The following is a 19,994-nucleotide window of genomic DNA, read 5'->3' as shown; positions in this document are numbered from 1 at the left end:
GAAGATGGGGAATATTTAAAGTATTGAAAATTAATTTAAAAATTCAAAATAAATTGTTTTATGATCACTAGTATAGTATCATGAGTTTGTGATGGATTTAGAATTAATTTTTAATAAATATAGATGTTTTTATTTGTAAAAATAATAATTAATTTTCTTTTAGTATTAAAAACTCGTGTTTTGTGTATGTAGCATGGGTATCACGATATACTTAATTATTTCAGAAAGGTTAAGATAATCTGAAATATTATAAGGGGTAGACGTTCAATTACATTAATAGACTATGGGACTTTATTAATAAAGTCCCATAGTCTATTAATTGGCTAAAATGGAATGTAATTAGAGCTAGTAAACGCTTATAGATATGTCCCTATATGGTAAACAGGATCTAACAAGGCAACTTTTTTCAGATTCAGAATAATTATACTTATCATCCCCGAGTGTGGGAAAGTTCTATTGTTTTGCTACTGCTGTTTTCTGATTATAGTTCAAGATAACTGTGTGCAAATAGAATAACTGTAGCAGTATGCTCATAATTTAATAAAATTATTATAATAAAACACTTTAGGCAAGAATCACTAAGTCTCTATTTCCTTACAAGTAAAAAACCTTTGTCATAGCCTTGTACCTGATTGTCAATTTGAATGTTCTGTTCACCGATAACGTATGATTCAAATTCCGTTTTTATATTATAATCTTCAAAATGCTTTAGAAAATTCTGTTCATTAAAAAACCACGATGGGTATTTCGCTTCATAAATATATGGGGGTACGATCTGTAGCGTCAATCTATCTGGTTGATTGTCATTAATGAATGATGTTCTGTCTATCAAGATGTATTTAAAATCAAAGTCTTTTAATTGATTTAAAAAGTCATGGGGTTCTTGCAGATATTGCACAACACCAGAAAGCAAAAGAATATCTGCTTTTTTTGATTTCATGCTTTCCGAAATATTATGATGAAACTTCAAAACTTCATCTTCAAACATTTGTTGACCACAGGTGACATATTCTTTCTGTTCAACAACACTCCAATTGACACTAAGTGATGAAGGAAGAAAATCTTTAACCTGATAATAGGTACTACCCAATGAGCCACCAAAATCGATCACATTTAAACTGTTCCCACAATTAATCGAAGCGTATAGCAAAGAACTTATAACTGAAAATGGATATGTTTTTTTATCAAATAACACAGAATCCCGTTCATAGACTGCCTCGCCATTCTTAATTTTTAATAATGAATCTCTTGTTTTATCGAGGATGATATTTGATTCGTATCCTCCAGAAAGAGCAACTAGTTCATCCCAATTCTTATAATCGCCGAACCAACCATACTTATTTGATTCATGTTTCTTTTTACTTTTAAAAAATGACATATTTGATATTAAATATTATGGTACGCAATATATAGATTTATTTAGTAAACTTTATAGATCCGCTAAACAGAGGTAAATAGTACTTAAAATATAAAAGCCTGAAATTATACGATTTCAGGCTTTTATATTTTTATATCTTCTTATTACTCTTCCTTATAAACATACATTACCTTTTCTTTTGACTTTTGTTTTGCTGTTATACGTTTAATATGCTCTTGAAAATTTCCATACGCTGTCTGGTCTGTTGTAATCAGCGTGGCTTTTTCATATTGTTCTTTTGCAGCTATAAAATCTTGTTGTTGTTCGGCATGATTACCCATTAACTCATAAAGTTCCACCAGGTTTACTCCTGGGATCAGAAATGCTTTCTCAGCAGTCACTGAAATCGCTTTATGCATTTTTAGAGTAACTAAAAGTTTTAAATAATCGATGTAACTATCGGGGAATGCAGGATCCAGTTCTATACATTTTTTAAAGTGGTACCCAGCTGTCTGATAGTTTTTAAATTCGTAAAAATAGCAATAGCCTAATTGATAATGTGCCCTGGCATAATTAGGATCTGTATCTATTATTTCATTAAATAAATGAAGTGCTTTTGGTAACTCACCATAAGACAATTCTTCTATTGCTTGCAGATATTTCTCATCTACATTGTATAAAATCTCCATGAGGATATATTTTCTTTGTAAGACATAAACAGCCTTAACAAATGATTAAGATAATATTTATTGAATTTTGCTGAAGGTGAAATCCTTCTGAAATAAGAATTAGGGTATTATTTCATACCTGAACCCACTAGCGAAGATAAGTCGGCGGTAGGGGTAAGTTTTATACATATCGTATGTAACATGGCAGTATTTTTTTACAAAGATATAAAAAGAAAACAAAAAATGCTACCATCTCGAATAGCATTTTCTGTTTGGCGGAGAATGAGGGGGCTGTACCTGAGTGGTTTATCTGTTGGATGATCACTCCGGTTATAAGAAATAGTAAGGGCAGATTTTAAGTTTAAACTGCAGCCAAGTTGATTGTCTCAAGTTTATATAATAGAAGTGTCGCAGTAGATTCATTCGTCTTTACAGCAGATACCTTAAGATCAATGTAATCTTGAAGTACTTCACTCAGCAAAGTAATGTTACTTGATAAGTTTTGGTGGATTACTGTTAAGCGTAATGGTGAAATATCAGGTGGCGGCATAAAGTTGCTATTCCTAATATGTAGTATAGCAAGTACTTCTTTTAAAGCAGTATCGAAGCTTCCAAAGTTTGATGAGGTATTTAAGATTTCATTGGATAATGAAATACCTCCCTGTCTTAACTCCATTAACATATCCAGATATGGAACGCGGGATCTCAGTTCTAAAGATGTCTCTATGTTCTTAAGTAATCTATTTGCGAGATCTATTCCTGTCATTATCGTAATCTATTTTAAGCTCCTTCATTTCTTTTTTAGTTTGATCTGTGACATTGAAGTTTGTACCATCGCAAATTAAAGCGCCGAAAATAGTTAAAATACTGATAAAATTATTGATTACCGTCAAAGTGCACCTGCAAGGTGTCATTTATACCCTGAGTTCCTTCTTTAATTGTTACCTGATTCTCCTTTAACTTGAAATCAATTTTATAGTTGTTAATTTTGGTTAATGTATTAAAGTCTATCACAAAGTCATCCTGCGATTTCCAATAACCTCTGATTGCATAGACATGGTTCGATGAAGTATCTTTAAAATAACGATATTTTGTTCCTATGCCTAAGGGATAATTGACAACCTTTCCTGATGAGTTGGTAATTGTGAATATCGTATCCATATTACCGGAGGTGATGATCCGGGCTGTCGAAATATTCAGGCTGTTTTTCTCAAAAATCAACGTACGGTTGAATAAAATATCCTTATGAGCGCTTGCCAGACTTTCTACAGGTAGAATGCCACTTATTTTTGCGGCATTGGCGGTAGCTACATTTAAACTATCGGCGGCAGCTTGATTTTTACTGAAAGCATCAAATTGAAGTGAATGTGAAATATGTTCATCTAATCCTCCTTTTTCGTCCCAGTCATATCCACCGCCGGTAGCAACGACAATGGCCTTATATAACCTGTCCACATGAATTCTTTGCCCGCCCCGGCCTACAGCATTAAAAGAATGGTCATTATCTACCCAAAATCCATAACCATATCCTTTGTTATCAAGTGGGATTTGTATGCTGGTTGCTTTCCTGATATAATCTTCTGAAATAAGCTGAGCACTGTTCCATTTCCCATTATTCAATAGTAAACGTCCTATTTTAGCCATATCATATGGCTTGAGGGCCAGATCTCCCCATCCGTAATTAACACCTTTATAGTTTTTCGTCCAATAGAAATTATTAATCCCCATTGGTTTAAACAGATATTTATCTGCAAATTTTTCAGGAGATAACTTTGTAGAACGGTATAGAATCTCCGCAAGCAGGTAGAAATTACAACTGCAATAAGAGAAATGTTTCCCAGGGGTATTTATGCTTGGAATGTTGAAAATATATGCCGGCCAATCGGATGTCTTGAAAAGCCCGGAGAATACGGTTTCTTCATTATCACCCCCGCAATCCAAACCGGAGGTCATGGTCAGTAAGTCTTTTATAGTTAAAGTCTGGAAGTTTTTACTGTATGATTTAATTTCCGGAAAATAATTCTTGACCAATTCATTTTCATTGCGGATAAACCCCTTATCTATGGCAATACCTATTAATAAAGAGGTAACTGACTTTGTACAGGATGCGATATCATGTTGCAATCCTTTGGTATAAGGATAAAAATAGGCATCAAAGACAATTTTATCATCCCTTATAATCATCAGGCTGTGAACATTAACCTGTTGTTTTTTGACGTAGGGGAAGATGGCGCTCAATCCCACAGAAGAAAAACCTACTTCCTCAGGTTCCCCGGTTTGAAAAGTATAGAAATCATCACCCTTTTTAATACTTTGCGACTGGGAAAAAATAGGTTCCGTGCAAACAAAAACCAGGATAAGGGATAGTAAAAGCCTCTGTGTCATTGCTGGTCGTACTTTAGTTGTATAAATATAATATTCCTTTCTAATTATTATTTAGTTACAACAGCACTTTTTTTGCTTACTGTTTGCGCACTGAAATAGCCAGTTGATCATTATAAAAAGCTACACTTTCGGCTTGAAATAGATGCGGGGAAATAAAGTAATAACTTATTAACGAACTATATCGTACTAGAATAGCTTTGAGTTTCTAAAATGAGTAGAAATTATGATTTAATCCTCAGTGAAAAGAGATATAAATAGGAAACAAAAAATGCTGTCAGAAACAGGCAGTATTTTTGTTTGGCGGCAGCATCCAGAAAACTGTATAAATCTTATATACCTGCAAGTATTTGTTCTAACCTTAGATTAAACTCCTCTGGTTTTTCAATCATCGGAAAGTGCCCTGTTGCATGAACATACATTATTTTATAAGGAATGTTCTTCGATTTGAATCCAGTGGTATCCGTGGTATTAACATCACTATTAATTAAATATATTTTTTTCTTTGTTTGTATAAGTTTTGATGCTTCATTAAAATCATCTTGCAACAAACAGGCGGTTGCTATAACGGAATCTGCATTAGCGACGTCTTTTAGAACTCTGTTCCTGACCTCACTTCCCGTTGTTTTAAAAAATAAATCGTTATTTACATATTTATAGGCAAATGATTTAAAATGATGTTTCACTTCATCAATAGCTTTATTATAATCAGCTTTATCTTGTTTGCTGGGCGTGTGCTCTATTCCAACACTCTTTAGATTATCAACGCCTACCAAACCAATGACTTTTACAGGATCGTTAATAGCCGATTGTATGATAATATCTCCCGCCATCGAATGACCTATAAGAATAACATTTTTTAAATTGAGTTGTGATATTACAGCATTAACATCATTGCTAAAGGTTTTTGTATCCCAAACTTTACGGTTTTTACCGGATTTGCCAAAGCCCGGCAAATCTATAGTTATAACCCGGTACCTTTTATTAAACTTAACTACCTGATTTGACCAGTAGGTTTTATTGATACACCATCCATGTACAAAAAACAAAGTAGTGTCGCCTCTTCCTGTATCTGTATAGTCTATTTGAACACCTTGATTTACTATTTTGACTCTGTCAGATTTACGATTAGTTGCCAATGGGTTTGTACAGGAAACACAGAATGCGAATAGAAATCCCGATAATAATATATTAAATATCTTCATATTAAGATTGTTAATTTAAAACAATATAACATGCGTAGTCTATCTTGAAGGAATAATTAACTGTTTTTAACATGTTTGCTTTTATCCTAAATTCGTTATTAAAAATGGGAAATTCGACGATGATTATGCTCTAATAAAATAAAGAATCGGTAGTCAAATTATTGGATTAACCCCACTAATTAACTGAAATTTTATGTGGATTGATGATACCTTAGCGGAGAGTGGGGGGGCTACAATCGAACCCCTTATGCCTCTTTTGAATTTTTTTAATGGATTAAGAATGATATAGCTTGTATTAATGGTGATCCCGCTGGGATTTGCACTAACAAGGATTAAAACACTTGAAGAACATAATGGGTATATAAAAGACTTGGCTTTTATAGGAATAGGGACTGATGGTATGGTGAAAAATACTTAGAACTATTTCAATTCCAATAATCTTTCACGAACTAACAGACATGCCCCGATAATACCTGCATTCTCGCCCAGTTTGGACATTTTTAACTCAGTATCATTATTAACAAGGCTAAGTGAATATTTGTTAATCGCACTCTTAACGGGTAAGAAGAGATAATCTCCGGTAGCTGACAAACTCCCGCCTAATATGACCAGTTCAGGGTTGAATAAGTTAATCAATGCAGCAATCCCTCTGCCTAGTTTTTCACCAATTTCAGCAATTAACTCAATAGCCAGCGTATCATCATTATTGGCCGCCTGTATAATATCTTCTAACTGGATATCATTGAAATCCGGGCGATCTTTTGTGATAATGCTAGAGGCTCCCTGCTGTAACCTGATTTTAAAAGCCTCCAGTAAAGCGCTTCCTGAAGCTTCTGTTTCTAAACATCCTTTTTTGCCGCAATGACAAATGATTTCATTATTGAATATCTGAATATGACCAAATTCGCCTGCAAAACCAGATTTTCCATAATATAATTCTCCATTGATCATTATTCCCAGCCCGATCCCATAATCCAGGTTGACGAATAATATATTTTTCTCCTTATCAACTATACCGCTGCAAAATTCTCCATACGCCATAGCGCGTGAATCATTCTCTATATACGTACGTATGCCTATTTTATCTTTAATGATAACACTTAAAGGCTCTTCATTAAAATGAAAAAAACTGTAGCTGTAACCTGTTTTATAATTAATCCGGCCAGTAAGATTAACCCCGATTCCTGCTATGTTTTCTGCTAATGCCAATGATTTAATAAAGTCGTCAATGATTATACATAAGTCATCAAGAGAAGCCTGTGAGTTAGTGAGTTGAAAAGGTATTCTTTTTACTGATTTAATCAGGTTTTTTTTGAAATCAGATAAGCCAATATTAACATGCGATTTTTTTACTTCTACCCCTACAAAAAAAATGGAGTTAGATTTTAAACCATAAAGGCTGGGCCTGCGACCGATACCAACCTCCGTTTTTCCCGAATCTTTGACCAGGCCATCTTCAATTAGCGCCACAACCAACTCGTTGATCTTAGGAATGCTGGCATTTAAGCCTTTGCTTAAATCGGTAATAGTAGCATCACTGATATTCGCAAAATACTCAAGGATCTGTTTTTTAAGCATCAGATTTTTGTAGGCAACTCCTGTTATAGCTTCATTTCGTAAATCATTAAGGAAGGTGTTTTGTTTTGTCATTTTTTTTAGAGTATAGCCTGATGTTAATAAAATAATATCTATCAAATGTAAGTCTTTATAAAAAATAATAAAAATGAAAAATGAGGAAATGCTGAATTTGGTTAATTGGGACTATTTGATGTGAGCGTAGGACTGTAATTTTTAGCTAAAAATATATTGTCCATTATACTTAATAAATAATTTTATTAAATAAGCTAATTTTTATAAAATATATTATTAATATTGAGTTCGCGAAAACAACCTAACCAAATCACATCAACTAACCCACTTAATTTCACCATCATGCAAAAAGTGTTTACTCAAATCGGGAAACCAAAACTGACACTACTCAAATTCAGTCTGGTCATGTTTTCTCTTCTAATCAGTATGGCCGGGCTCGCACAGCAGAGGCCTGTTATAGGTAAAGTAGTAGGCGAGGATAACAAGCCTATAGGAGGTGCAACAGTATTAGTCAAGGGTACTCATCTTACCTCTACAACAGATCAAACCGGAAAGTTTTCATTGAATGTACCCGCGGACAAAGACATTTTAATTATTTCTTATGTTGGCTTTCAGACGCAGGAGGTTCCGCTGATCAACGGCAACGGGAGTGTCCTGGTCATCTTAAGAGATCAGAATGCTGCTTTAAATGAAGTAGTGGTTACGGGTTATTCTTCTCAGCGAAAAAAGGATATCACTGGTTCGGTAGCTGTAGTAAATATGGCTGCTTTAAAATCGATTCCCTCAGGATCGGCAATCCAGGCACTTCAGGGACAGGCATCTGGAGTCAATGTCATTAGCTCTGGCGCACCCGGAAGTGCAAGTAATGTCTTTATCAGGGGGGTAAGTTCTTTTGGTAATACGCAGCCATTAATTCTGGTTGACGGGATTCAATCAGATCTGAACAATGTCAGTGCCAGTGATATTGAATCGGTTCAGGTATTAAAAGATGCCGGAGCAGCAGCAATTTATGGCGTCAGGGGGTCAAATGGAGTAATCGTAGTGACTACAAAAAAAGGAAAATCAGGTGAGCCTGTAATAGCTTATGATGCTTATGTCGGTGTCCAGCTTCCATTGCCTGGCAATCCATTTAACCTCATGAATTCACAGAATTTTGCTAACGTAACTAAAATAGCTAATCCAAATACGGTTTTATTTAGCGGCGGACTACCTGATTATCTTTATGCAGGGCCTGGCGTTTCAGGAACAGGAATGACAGGGAGTGCAGCAGTTGATCCTTCAAAGTATGTCTTTGATGCAGCAAACCCGGCAAATGATTATTTGATCCAGAAAGTAAATCAATCTGGAACAGACTGGTTTCACGAAGCTTTTAAGCCGGCTTTAATGACCAATCATAATCTGACTGCAAGTGGTGGAACGGATAAATCTCAATACTTGTTTTCTATGGGATATCTGAATCAACAGGGGACGTTAATTGATACTTATGTGAAAAGATACTCTACACGTTTAAATACACAGTTCAACCTTGGCAAGAACTTCAGAATCGGAGAAAATCTGTATGGTTTTTATAAACAGAGCCCAGATTTCGGCAATAATGTTGACGGTGGCACAATTGCTAATATTTATAGAATGATGCCAATCATACCTGTATATGATATTGCAGGAAATTACGGTGGAACCTATGCCGGCCCGGAATTGGGAACAGTTCAAAATATTGTAGCGATACAAAACCGCACGGTTAACAATACCTCCAATACATGGGATGTAGTTGGTAATGCATTTGCCGAATTGGATTTCTTAAAACACTTTACAGTGCGTACCAGTTTTGGGGGAACAATAGACAACCAGTATAAAACCACTTTTACTTTTAACCCTTATAACGATCGTATAGGCCGTACTAGTGCAAATAGTTATACTGAAGGCGCACTTTATAACAGCACATTAATGTGGACAAATACGGTGAACTACAGGAATGTTTTTGGTAAACATAGTTTGAAAGTATTGGCTGGTACCGAATCAGTTAAAAATGAAGGCCGCGGAGTAGGAGGAGGAGCAAGCAATTTTTTCTCTACAGATCCTAATTACCTGGTTTTGGGAAATGGGGCATCAAATATCAGCAATTACAGTAATGCTTATATCAATACATTGTTTTCTCTTTTTGCACGTGCCGATTATGCTTATGATGATAAATATTTATTTGGATTAACGGTACGCCGCGATGGGTCTTCTCTTTTTGGCTCAGACAAAAAATATGGAACATTCCCTTCGGCTTCTATTGGATGGAGAATATCTAATGAAAGTTTTATGAAAAACATAAAATGGGTAACAGACTTGAAACTTAGAGGAAGTTATGGGATTTTGGGTTCTCAGAATAATGTTAATCCTAATAATGCTTATACATTATATGGCAGTTCGGCCAGTAATTCATACTATGATTTTACAGGAACGGGTAGTAGTTCTCAGCAGGGATTTTACAGAGCAAATGAAGGAAACGCTAATACCGGATGGGAACAGGATATTATTTCAAATATTGGAGTTGATGCAACATTCATGAATGCGCTGGATTTTTCTGTAGAATACTACAAGAAATCTATTAAGGGCTTATTATTCCCTCAGCCTATTCCCGCAACTGCGGGTGATGCTGCCCCGCCAACTGTAAATATCGGCGATATCCAGAATTCTGGGGTCGATCTCTCTTTAACTTACCGCAAAACTATTAATTCTGATTTGAAATTTTCGGTTGGTGCAAACATTACAACTTATAAAAACATAGTAAAAAATATCCCTAACCCTGGTTATTTTGATACGGGGTCATCAATTGTTGGCAATCTGGTTAGAAATGAAGTAGGTCATCCGGTAAGTTCATTCTATGGCTATAAGGTAATTGGTCTGTTTCAGAGTAGTCAGGATGTGGCAAGCTCTCCAGCACAGACCGATGCAGCTCCGGGACGTTTTAAGTATATGGATGTGAATGGCGATGGCAAGATTACAACTGACGACAGAACTTTTCTGGGTAGCCCGAATCCTGATTTTACTTATGGGCTGAACCTGGGGCTGACTTATAAGGCCTTTGATCTTTCGATGGTATTCTATGGTTCACAAGGAAATAAAGTACTAAATGAGGTACGTTACATGACCGATTTTATGGGAACATTTATTGGGAATAAGAGCAATAATTTATTGAATGCCTGGACTCCTCAAAATACAAATACCTCGGTTCCGATAGTTGAATCAGCCAATACATTCAGTACATCTGGTGTCGCTAATTCTTATCTGGTAGAAGACGGTTCATTCCTGAAATTGAAATCATTTATTATCGGTTATACAGTAAAACCTCCTGTTCTGAAAAGATTCGGGATGAGTAAAGTAAGGTTATATGTTCAGGCAACAAACTTATTTACGATTACTAAATATACCGGGCTGGATCCTGAAGTAGGAGGGAGCAGTGCAAATTTCGGTATAGATTATGGAAATTATCCGAACAACCAACGCAGTTTCATCTTTGGTTTAAATGTCTCATTCTAATACCTGTATAAAAAAAAATATCATGAAAAAATTATATGCTATACTAAAAATAACAGGCTGCCTTTTATGTTTAATATCTGCACAGGCCTGTAAAAAAAGTTATCTGGAAAAAGGTGCAATTGGTAGTGTAACTGAAAGTACTTTGGCTAACAAGGCAGGTGTAAATGGGTTACTGACTGGTGCTTATTCTTTACTGGATGGTGTTGGGAACCAGGATAATGATTTCTGGGACCTTGCATTTGCATCGGGTCCGAGTAACTGGATATATGGTGGTGTGGCGGCTGATGATGCTCATAAAGGATCTGAATATGGTGATCAGCCGCCGATTGTTCCTATTGAGAACCATAGTGTCACTGCAACAAATACTTATATCAATGCTAAATGGAGTGCATTGTATGCTGGTATTCAGCGGGCCAATGATGTATTGCGTATCCTGGTTACTGTAAAAGATGGTTCGATTTCGGCTGCTGAAGCGAAACAAATCAAAGCAGAGGCAATATTTTTACGTGCAGTTTATCATCTTGAGGCTGCCAAAATATGGAAAAATGTTCCTTATATTGATGAGACTGTAAGTTATGCGAATGGAAATTATAACGTTTCCAATACTTTACCTGTATGGCCAAAACTGGAAGCCGATTTTCAGTTCGCTATAGCCAACTTAACTGCACTTAATCCACAGCCGGGAAGGGCAAATAGCTGGGCTGCAAAGGCTTTTTTGGCAGAAATCTATCTATTTGAACATAATTATTCCGCGGCCCAATCGCTATTGGCAGATGTTATTGCTAATGGTGTAATTTGTTCCGGAAAAAAATATTCATTAGGAAAGTTTTCAGATAATTTCAATCCTTCTACAAAGAATGGCCCTGAATCTGTATTTGCTGTCCAGATGTTTGTGGGAGATCCCGGCACAAGTGGTTATAATGGAAATGTTGGAGATGCCTTAAACTTTCCGATAGCCGGCCCGGCAACCTGTTGCGGATTTGATCAGCCTTCATTTAGTTTGGTAAACTCTTTTAAAACTGATCCGGTTACAGGATTACCATTATTGGATAACTGGAATGACCAGGATGTGAAGAATGATATGGGGATTGCCAGCAGTGCTCCGTTTACGCCATATGATGGAACCTTAGATCCAAGGTTGGATCATACAGTTGGAAGAAGAGGTATACCTTATCTGGACTGGGGTATTATGCCGGGTCAGGCATGGGTTCGCGCACAGGCACAGGGAGGCCCGTATCTGCCAATAAAAAATGTCTACTATAAAGCTCAGGAAGGTACTACCAGCAACCAGGATTACTGGGGTGGACAAGCGACTTCTAATAATGTGAATATGATACGTTTTGCAGAAGTATTGCTATGGGCTGCAGAATGTGAAGTTGAAATAGGAAGTATTGCTCAGGCACAGAATTATGTAAACATGATCAGAAACCGTGCTGTTGATAATAGTGACTGGGTAAAGGCAGATGTGGCTAACGGAGGAAGTAACTATAATGGTTATTCAGCTAATTATTTTATAAAACCATACCCTGAAGGATATTTTGCACTGAATGGCCAGGATTATGCCCGTAAAGCGGTAAGATTTGAGGAAAAACTGGAAATGGCTATGGAAGGTAAAAGGTTCTTTGATTTACAACGCTGGGACAATGGATCTGGTTATATGGCAGATGTATTAAATGCCTATATCAAACATGAAACGACTATTCCAGGCTTTAATTACCAAACATTAAACGGAGCCAGCTTTACAAAGATGAAAAATGAGTACTTTCCTATACCCCAGGTACAAATCGATTTAAGTGTAAGCGGCGGTGCTTCTTCTCTGAAACAAAACCAGGGATACTAAAGCTGTAGTATAAACGAACGATGAAAATTAATTATAATCTTATGTCCGGTAAATTTAAATATGTTCCTGTCAGAGCTGTCTTACTTTTCTTTCTCTGCGTGCTGTTGTCTGCTGTGGATGCTTTTTCGCAGCAGCGTTCAGCGGGCTTTTGTGGCAGCCCGCTCAATGATCTCTATATCCTTTTGAAAAAGGAGAAGTTTCAGCTGAAATGCTATAATGAACCTGGTTTAGCCATTAAAAATGCAGCCCCAGGAAGTGGGGTTTTTATTGTCGCTGATGGTTATCCGAAACAAGGGAAAGTAATTAAAGCGGGAGACCTGCTTATTGCTAAGAGAAAAAGGTTAAGGTTGTATGTAGAATATCCCAATTCACTGGCAGGCCTGAATATCAGTGACACTGTAACCAAGACTAAACTGGAAAGAGGGATAATTACTTCTGGTGTTTTTGGCGAACAGTTAAAGCCTATGAGTTTATTGGGAATAAATGATTGTCATTTTTTCAAAGTGAAAGTGCAGCATCCTTTGATTGTGATTGGAAAAGTAGCAGGATTTAGCAAAGCAGAATATGGAATAGATGATATAGAAACTAATCCATTATTGTTTCATCATGATGGAATGCTGGTAGCCATGACTAAGTTAAGCAATTTTGCAACAGGTCGGTATGAGCCTCAGGATTCCTGGATGTCTGTTATGGAGTATGTCGTGTCGTGGGTTGCTGACATGAAGGATTTTCATTTTAATCAAAGGCTGGCTTATGTTTCTCCTATGTATGCAGAAAATACTCCTTTACCCGAAAATGCGAGAAAGATTTCCATTGAAAAGGGAGTGAAATGGTTTTATAATGGCCGTTTTTTTATTGATTCTTCCTGGAAAAACATGATGCTGAAGTATCAGGGTGATGGTAGCAATCCATTTGGCCCCCCGGTGAGCCAGTCACTTCCCAATGGTGACGGTTCGCTGGGGATATTAGAGGGGCATGCTTCAACTATATATTTTGATGGTACACAGCAATACCGGTATTGGATGCGGGCAGATGTTCAGGGTGAATCAGCTTATGCACTCGCTGCTGCTGGCAGTTATCTTCATAAAGAAGAGTATTATAAAGTAGCTGCAAATCTGGCTGATTATACCTTTTATAACTCTAACCTGAGAGGTGGGGCCAAGAATGACAAGGATAGTTCTGCTTATGGGCTTATTGGCTGGGCTGTAACTCACCCTGGTGTTTTTTATGAGGATGATAATGCGAGATTTCTTCTGGGGATGATCGGGGCTTCTGCCTACATGAATACTGATAAATGGAATAAAGAAATAGCTGAAGCTATTATGGGGAATTTCAGGACCACAGGTAAACAGGGATTCCGGGGAATTTGTCTGGATGAAAAGGATATCCAAAAGCTAGGCTGGAAACATTTCTGGGACAGTGATCTGGTTAACCCTCATCCTCATCTGGAGTCATGGATCTGGGCCTGTTATCTTTGGTTATACGATAAAACTGGCTATGAACCGTTACTCACTAAAACTAAGAATGCCATACGGATGACGATGGAAGCCTATCCCGGCAACTGGAAATGGACAAACGGCATAGAACAGGAGCGGGCGCGTATGGTGCTTCCATTGGCATGGCTGGTGCGTGTGGAAGACACGCAAGAACATCGCCAGTGGCTGGATAGGGTTGTAAGTGATTTACTCAAGAATCAGGATGCTTCGGGTGCAATAAGAGAAGAATTAGGTGATCCCAGTAAGGGGATGTATAACAAGTCGTTATCTAATAAAGAATACGGGTTGCATGAGGCTCCGTTAATTTTTGAGAATGGCGACCCTGTTGCTGATATGTTATATACTAACAACTTTGCATTTTTTAGTCTAAACGAAGCAGCTCATGCAACAGGTGATAAAAAGTATATAGCAGCACTTAATAAGTTAGCTGACTTTCTTACCCGTATCCAGGTTAAAAGTGAGCAGCATAAAGATCTGGATGGTGCCTGGTTTAGGGCATTTGACTATAAACGATGGGATTACTGGGCATCTAATGCTGATGCCGGATGGGGGGCCTGGTGTACGCTTACCGGATGGACCCAAAGCTGGATCGTGACTACCCAGGTATTAGTGCAGCAGGATCAAAGCTACTGGGAGCTAACCAAAAGATCAAAAATCAATAACCAGATGCCTCAAACAGTTAAGATCATGTTTGGAAATGAGGTTAAATAATGAGCAGGATACCTACAATAAATAAAAGCTAATAATGGAATTTAGAGAATACGAAGTACTGTACCGTGATAATTTATTGAATGATGTGGTACCCTTTTGGTTAAATAAGAGTGAGGATAAAGATTTTGGAGGATATTTTACTTGTCTGGATAGAAATGGAGAGGTGTATGATACTGATAAGTTTATCTGGCTGCAATGTCGTCAGGTCTGGACTTTTTCTATGTTATATAATGAAGTAGAGAAAAAACAGGAATGGTTGGATTTTGCTTTGCAAGGTGCGGCATTTTTGGATAAGCATGGCAGGGATGAACATGGGGATTGGTATTTTTCACTTAATCAGCAGGGGGCGCCATTGATCCAGCCTTATAATATTTTTTCTGACTGTTTTGCTACTATGGCCTATGGACAATTATTTAAAGCTACAGGTAATCCGGCGCATGCTAAAATAGCCAAAGAAACTTTTTTTAATATATTACAGCGAAGAGAAAATCCGAAAGGAAAATATGCGAAGGCTTATCCTGAGACGAGGCCGCTTCAGAGTTTTGCAATTCCTATGATATTGACAAATCTTGTGCTGGAAATTGAGCATGTACTAGATGCTTTTGTTGTTAATCAATGTATTAAAGAGGGTGTTGATACCGTGATTAATAAATTTTACCGGGCTGAATTTGGTATGATCCTGGAAAATATTAATATCGACGGAACTTTTTCGGATTCTTTTGAAGGAAGATTAGTTAACCCGGGACATGGTTTAGAGTCTATGTGGTTTTTAATGGATATTGGATTAAGAAATGACGATAAGGAACTGATCCGCAAGGCTACCGACATATCTTTAGCCTTACTGGAATTTGGATGGGACCAGCAGTACGGGGGCATATTTTATTTCCTGGACATCATGGGGCATCCCCCGCAACAACTGGAATGGGATCAGAAACTTTGGTGGGTACATGTAGAAGCGATTGTCTGTATGCTGAAAGGTTATTTACATACTGGCGATATCAGGTGCTGGCAATGGTTCGAAAAACTACATACATACTGCTTTGACCATTTTGTAGATAAAGAATGCGGAGAGTGGTATGGTTATCTTAGTCGCCAGGGCGAGGTATTGCTGACTTTAAAAGGAGGGAAGTGGAAAGGATGTTTTCATGTGCCAAGAGGGCTATATCAAGCCTCAGAAACATTGAAGCAGATAGCTGAAAAGCGCCATTTACAACATCAAAATTAATTCATAAAACATGAAAATATATACGGTTCTGATTGCTGCAGTAGCTGCCCTGGGTGGATTACTCTTTGGCTTTGATACAGCAGTAATTGCTGGTACTTTATCTCCCTTGAAAAGTTATTTTAATCTGGGAGATGTGGCCATCGGATTGGTTGTTGCAGCTTCATCTATAGGTTGTATTCCAGGTGCTTTTTTTGCGGGACGTCTCGCTGATCATTTTGGCCGGAAAAAAATGATGGCCGCTACAGCATTATTATTTATCATCGCTGCTCTTGGAAGTGGGCTTGCAGGGAGCTTTGACCAATTGGTTATTTATCGTTTTATTGGGGGATTAGCCATTGGAATGGCTTCTACACTGGCACCGATTTATATTTCGGAGATTGCTCCGCCAGCATTCAGAGGGCGTTTGGGGATGTTGCAGCAATTAGCTATTGTGATGGGCATATTATTAGCTTTTATATCCAATTACTTTATCGCTAACACAAGTAATAGTTTTTTAACCAATGAAAATTACTGGCGCTTTATGTTGGGGGCTGCAATGGTTCCTTCTTTGATTTTCTTCTTCTTAATTTTAACTGTACCGGAAAGCCCGAGATGGTTAATATTGAAGAACAAATTGGGTAAAGCAAGGGATGTATTCAGGAATATTTATGAGGAACAGGAGGCCGATCAGGAAATGAAAACAATTATGACTGACATCAAAACGGATGCCGGTGAAATTAAATTTTCGGAGATATTTTCATCCAAATACAAAAAGGTAGTTCTTATCGGGATTGTATTTGCCTCAATTGCTCAGTTAACAGGTATTAATATAGTCTTCTATTATGCTCCGCTTATTTTTGAAAAGACACATGTAGGTGGGAGTGTCTTGTTTCAAACTATTTTAACGGGTATTGTTAATCTCGTATTTACCCTGATAGCCTTTACCTTAATTGACAGAATCGGGCGGAAAAAGCTATTGCTGGCAGGGGCTGCCATAATGGGACTTTGTATGTTGTTTATAGGATACTTGTTTTATGCCAATAAACTAGATAATTATTTTGTGCTTATTTCCATTTTTGTCTATATCGCTGCTTTTGCCTGTACCTGGGGTGCTGTCTTATGGGTATATGTTGCAGAAATATTTCCAAACAGAATAAGAGGGCACGCTACATCCTTTGCTATATTCGGGAACTGGGTGTTAAATTCAGTAATTTCTTTCACCTTTCCAGTGATGTTATCGGGATTGGGGCCAGCTAATACATTTTTCGTTTATGGCATAATTAATCTGGGAATGATCTTGTTTGTCAGCAGGTATATTTTTGAAACGAAAGGTGTTGCGTTGGAAAATATAGAAAGTGTCTATTAGTAATGTTGTTAAGGGTGCATAAAGCCGATTTAGTGTCAAATGGCTTGTCCACTGTGCAGGATGAAAAGGAAAATGACCAGAAGATGCAAAGGCGGTGTACTTCAATTTAAAATTGCGCTCTTTAACCAACTAAAAAATACAAATGAAGAAATTATTTACAATTGTTCTGTTGATATTTATTGCAATAGAAGCTTCTGCACAGCAGGATCAGAACATGGGCATTATTCCCGCTCCGGTATCTGTTAAGAAATCCAATGGTAACTTTAAGTTGGATAAAACGGTAGTTTTAGTATCCAATGAGCCAAAAAACTCCAGAATGGCAGACTTATTTAATGCTTTCGTGGTCACCAAAACTGGATTTGCACTGAGACCTGCAAAAGCTGCAAAAGCAAATGAAAAAGCCATCATCCTGACCTCCGTAGGTGCCGATAAATTGCCTGTCGAAGGTTATAAAATCAAAATTACCAATAAGAATATCACGATTGTTGGTACAGAGGCCGGCTTGTTTTATGGATTGAAATCTATAATGCAGCTAATGCCTGAAAAAGCGAATGATCAGATACTCATTACTACTTGTGAAATTAATGACTATCCGCGTTTCAAATACAGGGGAATGCACCTGGATGTGTCTCGTCACATGTTCCCGGTATCTCTGATTAAAAAGTATATCGACTTGATGTCTGATTATAAAATGAACAATTTCCACTGGCATCTAACAGATGATCAGGGTTGGAGAATTGAGATCAAAAAATACCCTAAACTAACAGAGGTAGGCAGCAAAAGAAATGGAACCATCATTGGGCACTACCCAGGTGTAGGCACAGATAATAAAGAATATAAAGGTTATTACACGCAAAACGAAGTGAAAGACGTGATAGCTTATGCTGCGGCAAGGTATATCAATGTGGTTCCTGAAATTGAACTTCCTGGTCATGCTTCAGCAGCAATTGCCGCTTATCCTGAGTTGAGCTGCTTCCCAGAAAGAGACACTTTTGTGGATGTTAATGCCCCATGGTCAGGCAGTAGAAAAGGAAAACAAGTACAGCAACAATCCGGAGTTTTTGATGACGTATTTGTTCCATCTGACAATACTTTCAAGTTCCTTGAAAATGTATTAGATGAAGTAATTGGTTTATTCCCTTCTACATACATCCACATTGGTGGTGATGAATGTCCTAAAGAATACTGGAAAGAAAATGCATTTTGTCAGAAGATGATCAAAGACCTAAACTTAAAAGATGAGCATGGATTGCAAAGTTATTTCATTCAAAGGATTGAAAAACATGTAAATGCAAAAGGCCGTCAGATCATTGGATGGGACGAAATTTTAGAGGGTGGTTTAGCACCAAATGCAACAGTAATGTCTTGGAGAGGTGCTGAAGGTGGTATTATTGCAGCACAACAAGGCCATGATGTGATCATGACCCCTAACGCTGGCGGTCTTTATTTTGACCATAAACAATCTACTTCTGCTGATGAACCAACAAATATTGGTGGTTTGTCTAACTATTCAACGATTTACAACTATGAGCCGATGCCAAAAGAACTGACTGTGGCTCAGCAGAAATATGTGATCGGCGTTCAGGCAAACTTATGGACAGAATATGTGGAGACACCTGCGAAAGTAGAATACATGATTATACCAAGAATTTTCTCTTTATCTGAAATCGCATGGTCACAACCAGAACGTAAAGACTTGAAAAACTTCTCTGAAGAACGTCTCGCTTTACATTTAGCAAGATTAGATAAAACAGGTACAAACTACTGGGTGCCTACGCCATTAGGATTAAATGAAAAGGTAATCAATGGAGAAACGATTAATGTCAATCTGAAAGCCCCAATGCCAGGATCTAGTATCTATTATACCTTAGACCTTACCCGTCCTTCAACGGCTGCTACGTTATATACCAACGGACTGAAAGTAATCGTTCCTAAAGGAGAGAAGCGAATATTGAAAACAATCGTAATCACCCCATCCGGCAAACAAAGTGTGGTTACAGAAACCATTTTGAACAATGGCGCTGCGGATGTAAAAGTGAAATAGATTCCAAAAAACATAAAAATGAAACCAGGCAAATATTTCCTAAAGATACCTTTGTTGTTTGCTGCGCTGCTTTTATTGGCGGCTTGTGGAGACAATGCTTCCGACGTGGTTAACTTGGAGGTAGTGAGCTAGAGAAAAGGAGTGGGTGGTGTTGTACGGTCTCAACCTATAGGTGGATGAGACCGTACAACAAATAACCCCACCACAAATTTAGCCTTGCAGTTAATGGGAATCAAGATGTTTAATGTCGTAACATGCTTAATGTCAGTTGATACTTGTTTTCTGGTGAGTTCTTACCTGTTCAGAATTTACTCACCGAATCACACACCAATTTTATGGGAATTAATGAAGATTTTGGATTTCGATTAAAACGAAAAGCCTGCTATCTTACGATTTGCAGGCTTTTTTTTGGTTTTGATACCATATTGGCGGAGAGTGGGGGATTCGAACCCGCGGATCCTTTGACAGATCAACAGTTTTCAAGACTGCCTCAATCGACCACTCTGACAACTCTCCGCGACAAAAGTAGAAATATGTATTGATTCCACAAACTCTGAATGGAAACTAACTTGATTTAGCCTGATCCTTAGCGCGTTTAAATTCAAA

12 protein-coding genes and 1 tRNA gene are annotated in these 19,994 nt (G+C 37.5%); 6 read left to right on the top strand and 7 right to left on the bottom strand.

Translation table 11 applies throughout. The annotated features are described in order from the left end of the window. Positions 1-586: 586 nt before the first annotated feature. From HDF25_RS04895 to HDF25_RS04870, 6 genes are all read right to left on the bottom strand, one after another. Positions 587-1,378 carry a methyltransferase, TIGR04325 family gene (locus HDF25_RS04895; protein WP_184623338.1) on the bottom strand — a complete coding sequence of 264 codons (792 nt, stop codon included), beginning with the start codon at positions 1,376-1,378 and terminating at the stop codon, positions 587-589. A 143-nt stretch (positions 1,379-1,521) separates the two neighbouring features. Next, positions 1,522-2,046, bottom strand: a complete 525-nt coding sequence (locus tag HDF25_RS04890; protein WP_184623336.1) for a tetratricopeptide repeat protein — start codon at positions 2,044-2,046, stop codon at positions 1,522-1,524. A gap of 340 nt (positions 2,047-2,386) precedes the next feature. Further along, positions 2,387-2,791, bottom strand: a complete 405-nt coding sequence (locus HDF25_RS04885; protein ID WP_184623334.1) for a hypothetical protein — start codon at positions 2,789-2,791, stop codon at positions 2,387-2,389. Positions 2,792-2,901: 110 nt separating this feature from the next. Further along, entirely contained in the window at positions 2,902-4,410 is a 1,509-nt protein-coding gene (locus HDF25_RS04880; protein ID WP_184623332.1) for a serine hydrolase domain-containing protein, read from the bottom strand. Positions 4,411-4,739: 329 nt separating this feature from the next. After that, positions 4,740-5,612 (bottom strand): alpha/beta fold hydrolase, encoded by an 873-nt coding sequence (locus HDF25_RS04875; protein WP_184623330.1) that lies wholly within the window; start codon positions 5,610-5,612, stop codon positions 4,740-4,742. Positions 5,613-6,032: 420 nt separating this feature from the next. Further along, positions 6,033-7,262, bottom strand: coding sequence for an ROK family protein (locus tag HDF25_RS04870; protein ID WP_184623328.1), 1,230 nt, complete (start codon positions 7,260-7,262; stop codon positions 6,033-6,035). 282 nt (positions 7,263-7,544) lie between these two features. On the opposite strand from HDF25_RS04870, the gene HDF25_RS04865 reads away from it, so the two are divergent. The 6 genes from HDF25_RS04865 to HDF25_RS04840 all read left to right on the top strand — a co-directional run bounded on the left by HDF25_RS04865 (position 7,545) and on the right by HDF25_RS04840 (position 19,388). Next, entirely contained in the window at positions 7,545-10,727 is a 3,183-nt protein-coding gene (locus HDF25_RS04865) for a SusC/RagA family TonB-linked outer membrane protein (protein ID WP_221450854.1), read from the top strand. A gap of 22 nt (positions 10,728-10,749) precedes the next feature. Continuing rightward, positions 10,750-12,567, top strand: a complete 1,818-nt coding sequence (locus HDF25_RS04860; RefSeq protein ID WP_184623326.1) for a RagB/SusD family nutrient uptake outer membrane protein — start codon at positions 10,750-10,752, stop codon at positions 12,565-12,567. A 41-nt stretch (positions 12,568-12,608) separates the two neighbouring features. Next, positions 12,609-14,774, top strand: a complete 2,166-nt coding sequence (locus tag HDF25_RS04855) for a hypothetical protein (protein WP_221450853.1) — start codon at positions 12,609-12,611, stop codon at positions 14,772-14,774. A 34-nt stretch (positions 14,775-14,808) separates the two neighbouring features. Then, the gene (locus HDF25_RS04850; RefSeq protein ID WP_184623324.1) at positions 14,809-15,999 is read left to right on the top strand and encodes an AGE family epimerase/isomerase; all 1,191 of its coding nucleotides are present in this window, start codon (positions 14,809-14,811) and stop codon (positions 15,997-15,999) included. Positions 16,000-16,009: 10 nt separating this feature from the next. Beyond that, a complete protein-coding gene (locus tag HDF25_RS04845; RefSeq protein WP_184623322.1) occupies positions 16,010-17,344 on the top strand; it encodes a sugar porter family MFS transporter in 1,335 nt (444 codons plus the stop codon). A 142-nt stretch (positions 17,345-17,486) separates the two neighbouring features. Further along, on the top strand, positions 17,487-19,388 hold the full coding sequence (locus HDF25_RS04840; RefSeq protein ID WP_184623320.1) for a beta-N-acetylhexosaminidase: 1,902 nt from the start codon (positions 17,487-17,489) through the stop codon (positions 19,386-19,388). A gap of 426 nt (positions 19,389-19,814) precedes the next feature. On the opposite strand, the gene HDF25_RS04835 is transcribed toward HDF25_RS04840, so the two are convergent. Next, positions 19,815-19,904 (bottom strand) — tRNA-Ser (locus HDF25_RS04835). Positions 19,905-19,994: the final 90 nt, after the last annotated feature.

Origin of the sequence: Pedobacter cryoconitis (assembly GCF_014207135.1) — a bacterium.
Taxonomy (GTDB): domain Bacteria; phylum Bacteroidota; class Bacteroidia; order Sphingobacteriales; family Sphingobacteriaceae; genus Pedobacter; species Pedobacter cryoconitis_D.
This window is presented reverse-complemented; position numbering and strand designations above follow the sequence as displayed.

Excerpts from the sequence above, each read along its gene's own strand:
- HDF25_RS04895 (WP_184623338.1), bottom strand. The coding sequence starts at position 1,378 with ATGTCATTTTTTAAAAGTAAAAAGAAACATGAATCAAATAAGTATGGT.
- HDF25_RS04890 (WP_184623336.1), bottom strand. The coding sequence starts at position 2,046 with ATGGAGATTTTATACAATGTAGATGAGAAATATCTGCAAGCAATAGAA.
- HDF25_RS04885 (WP_184623334.1), bottom strand. The coding sequence starts at position 2,791 with ATGACAGGAATAGATCTCGCAAATAGATTACTTAAGAACATAGAGACA.
- HDF25_RS04880 (WP_184623332.1), bottom strand. The coding sequence starts at position 4,410 with ATGACACAGAGGCTTTTACTATCCCTTATCCTGGTTTTTGTTTGCACG.
- HDF25_RS04875 (WP_184623330.1), bottom strand. The coding sequence starts at position 5,612 with ATGAAGATATTTAATATATTATTATCGGGATTTCTATTCGCATTCTGT.
- HDF25_RS04870 (WP_184623328.1), bottom strand. The coding sequence starts at position 7,262 with ATGACAAAACAAAACACCTTCCTTAATGATTTACGAAATGAAGCTATA.
- HDF25_RS04865 (WP_221450854.1), top strand. The coding sequence starts at position 7,545 with ATGCAAAAAGTGTTTACTCAAATCGGGAAACCAAAACTGACACTACTC.
- HDF25_RS04860 (WP_184623326.1), top strand. The coding sequence starts at position 10,750 with ATGAAAAAATTATATGCTATACTAAAAATAACAGGCTGCCTTTTATGT.
- HDF25_RS04855 (WP_221450853.1), top strand. The coding sequence starts at position 12,609 with ATGTCCGGTAAATTTAAATATGTTCCTGTCAGAGCTGTCTTACTTTTC.
- HDF25_RS04850 (WP_184623324.1), top strand. The coding sequence starts at position 14,809 with ATGGAATTTAGAGAATACGAAGTACTGTACCGTGATAATTTATTGAAT.
- HDF25_RS04845 (WP_184623322.1), top strand. The coding sequence starts at position 16,010 with ATGAAAATATATACGGTTCTGATTGCTGCAGTAGCTGCCCTGGGTGGA.
- HDF25_RS04840 (WP_184623320.1), top strand. The coding sequence starts at position 17,487 with ATGAAGAAATTATTTACAATTGTTCTGTTGATATTTATTGCAATAGAA.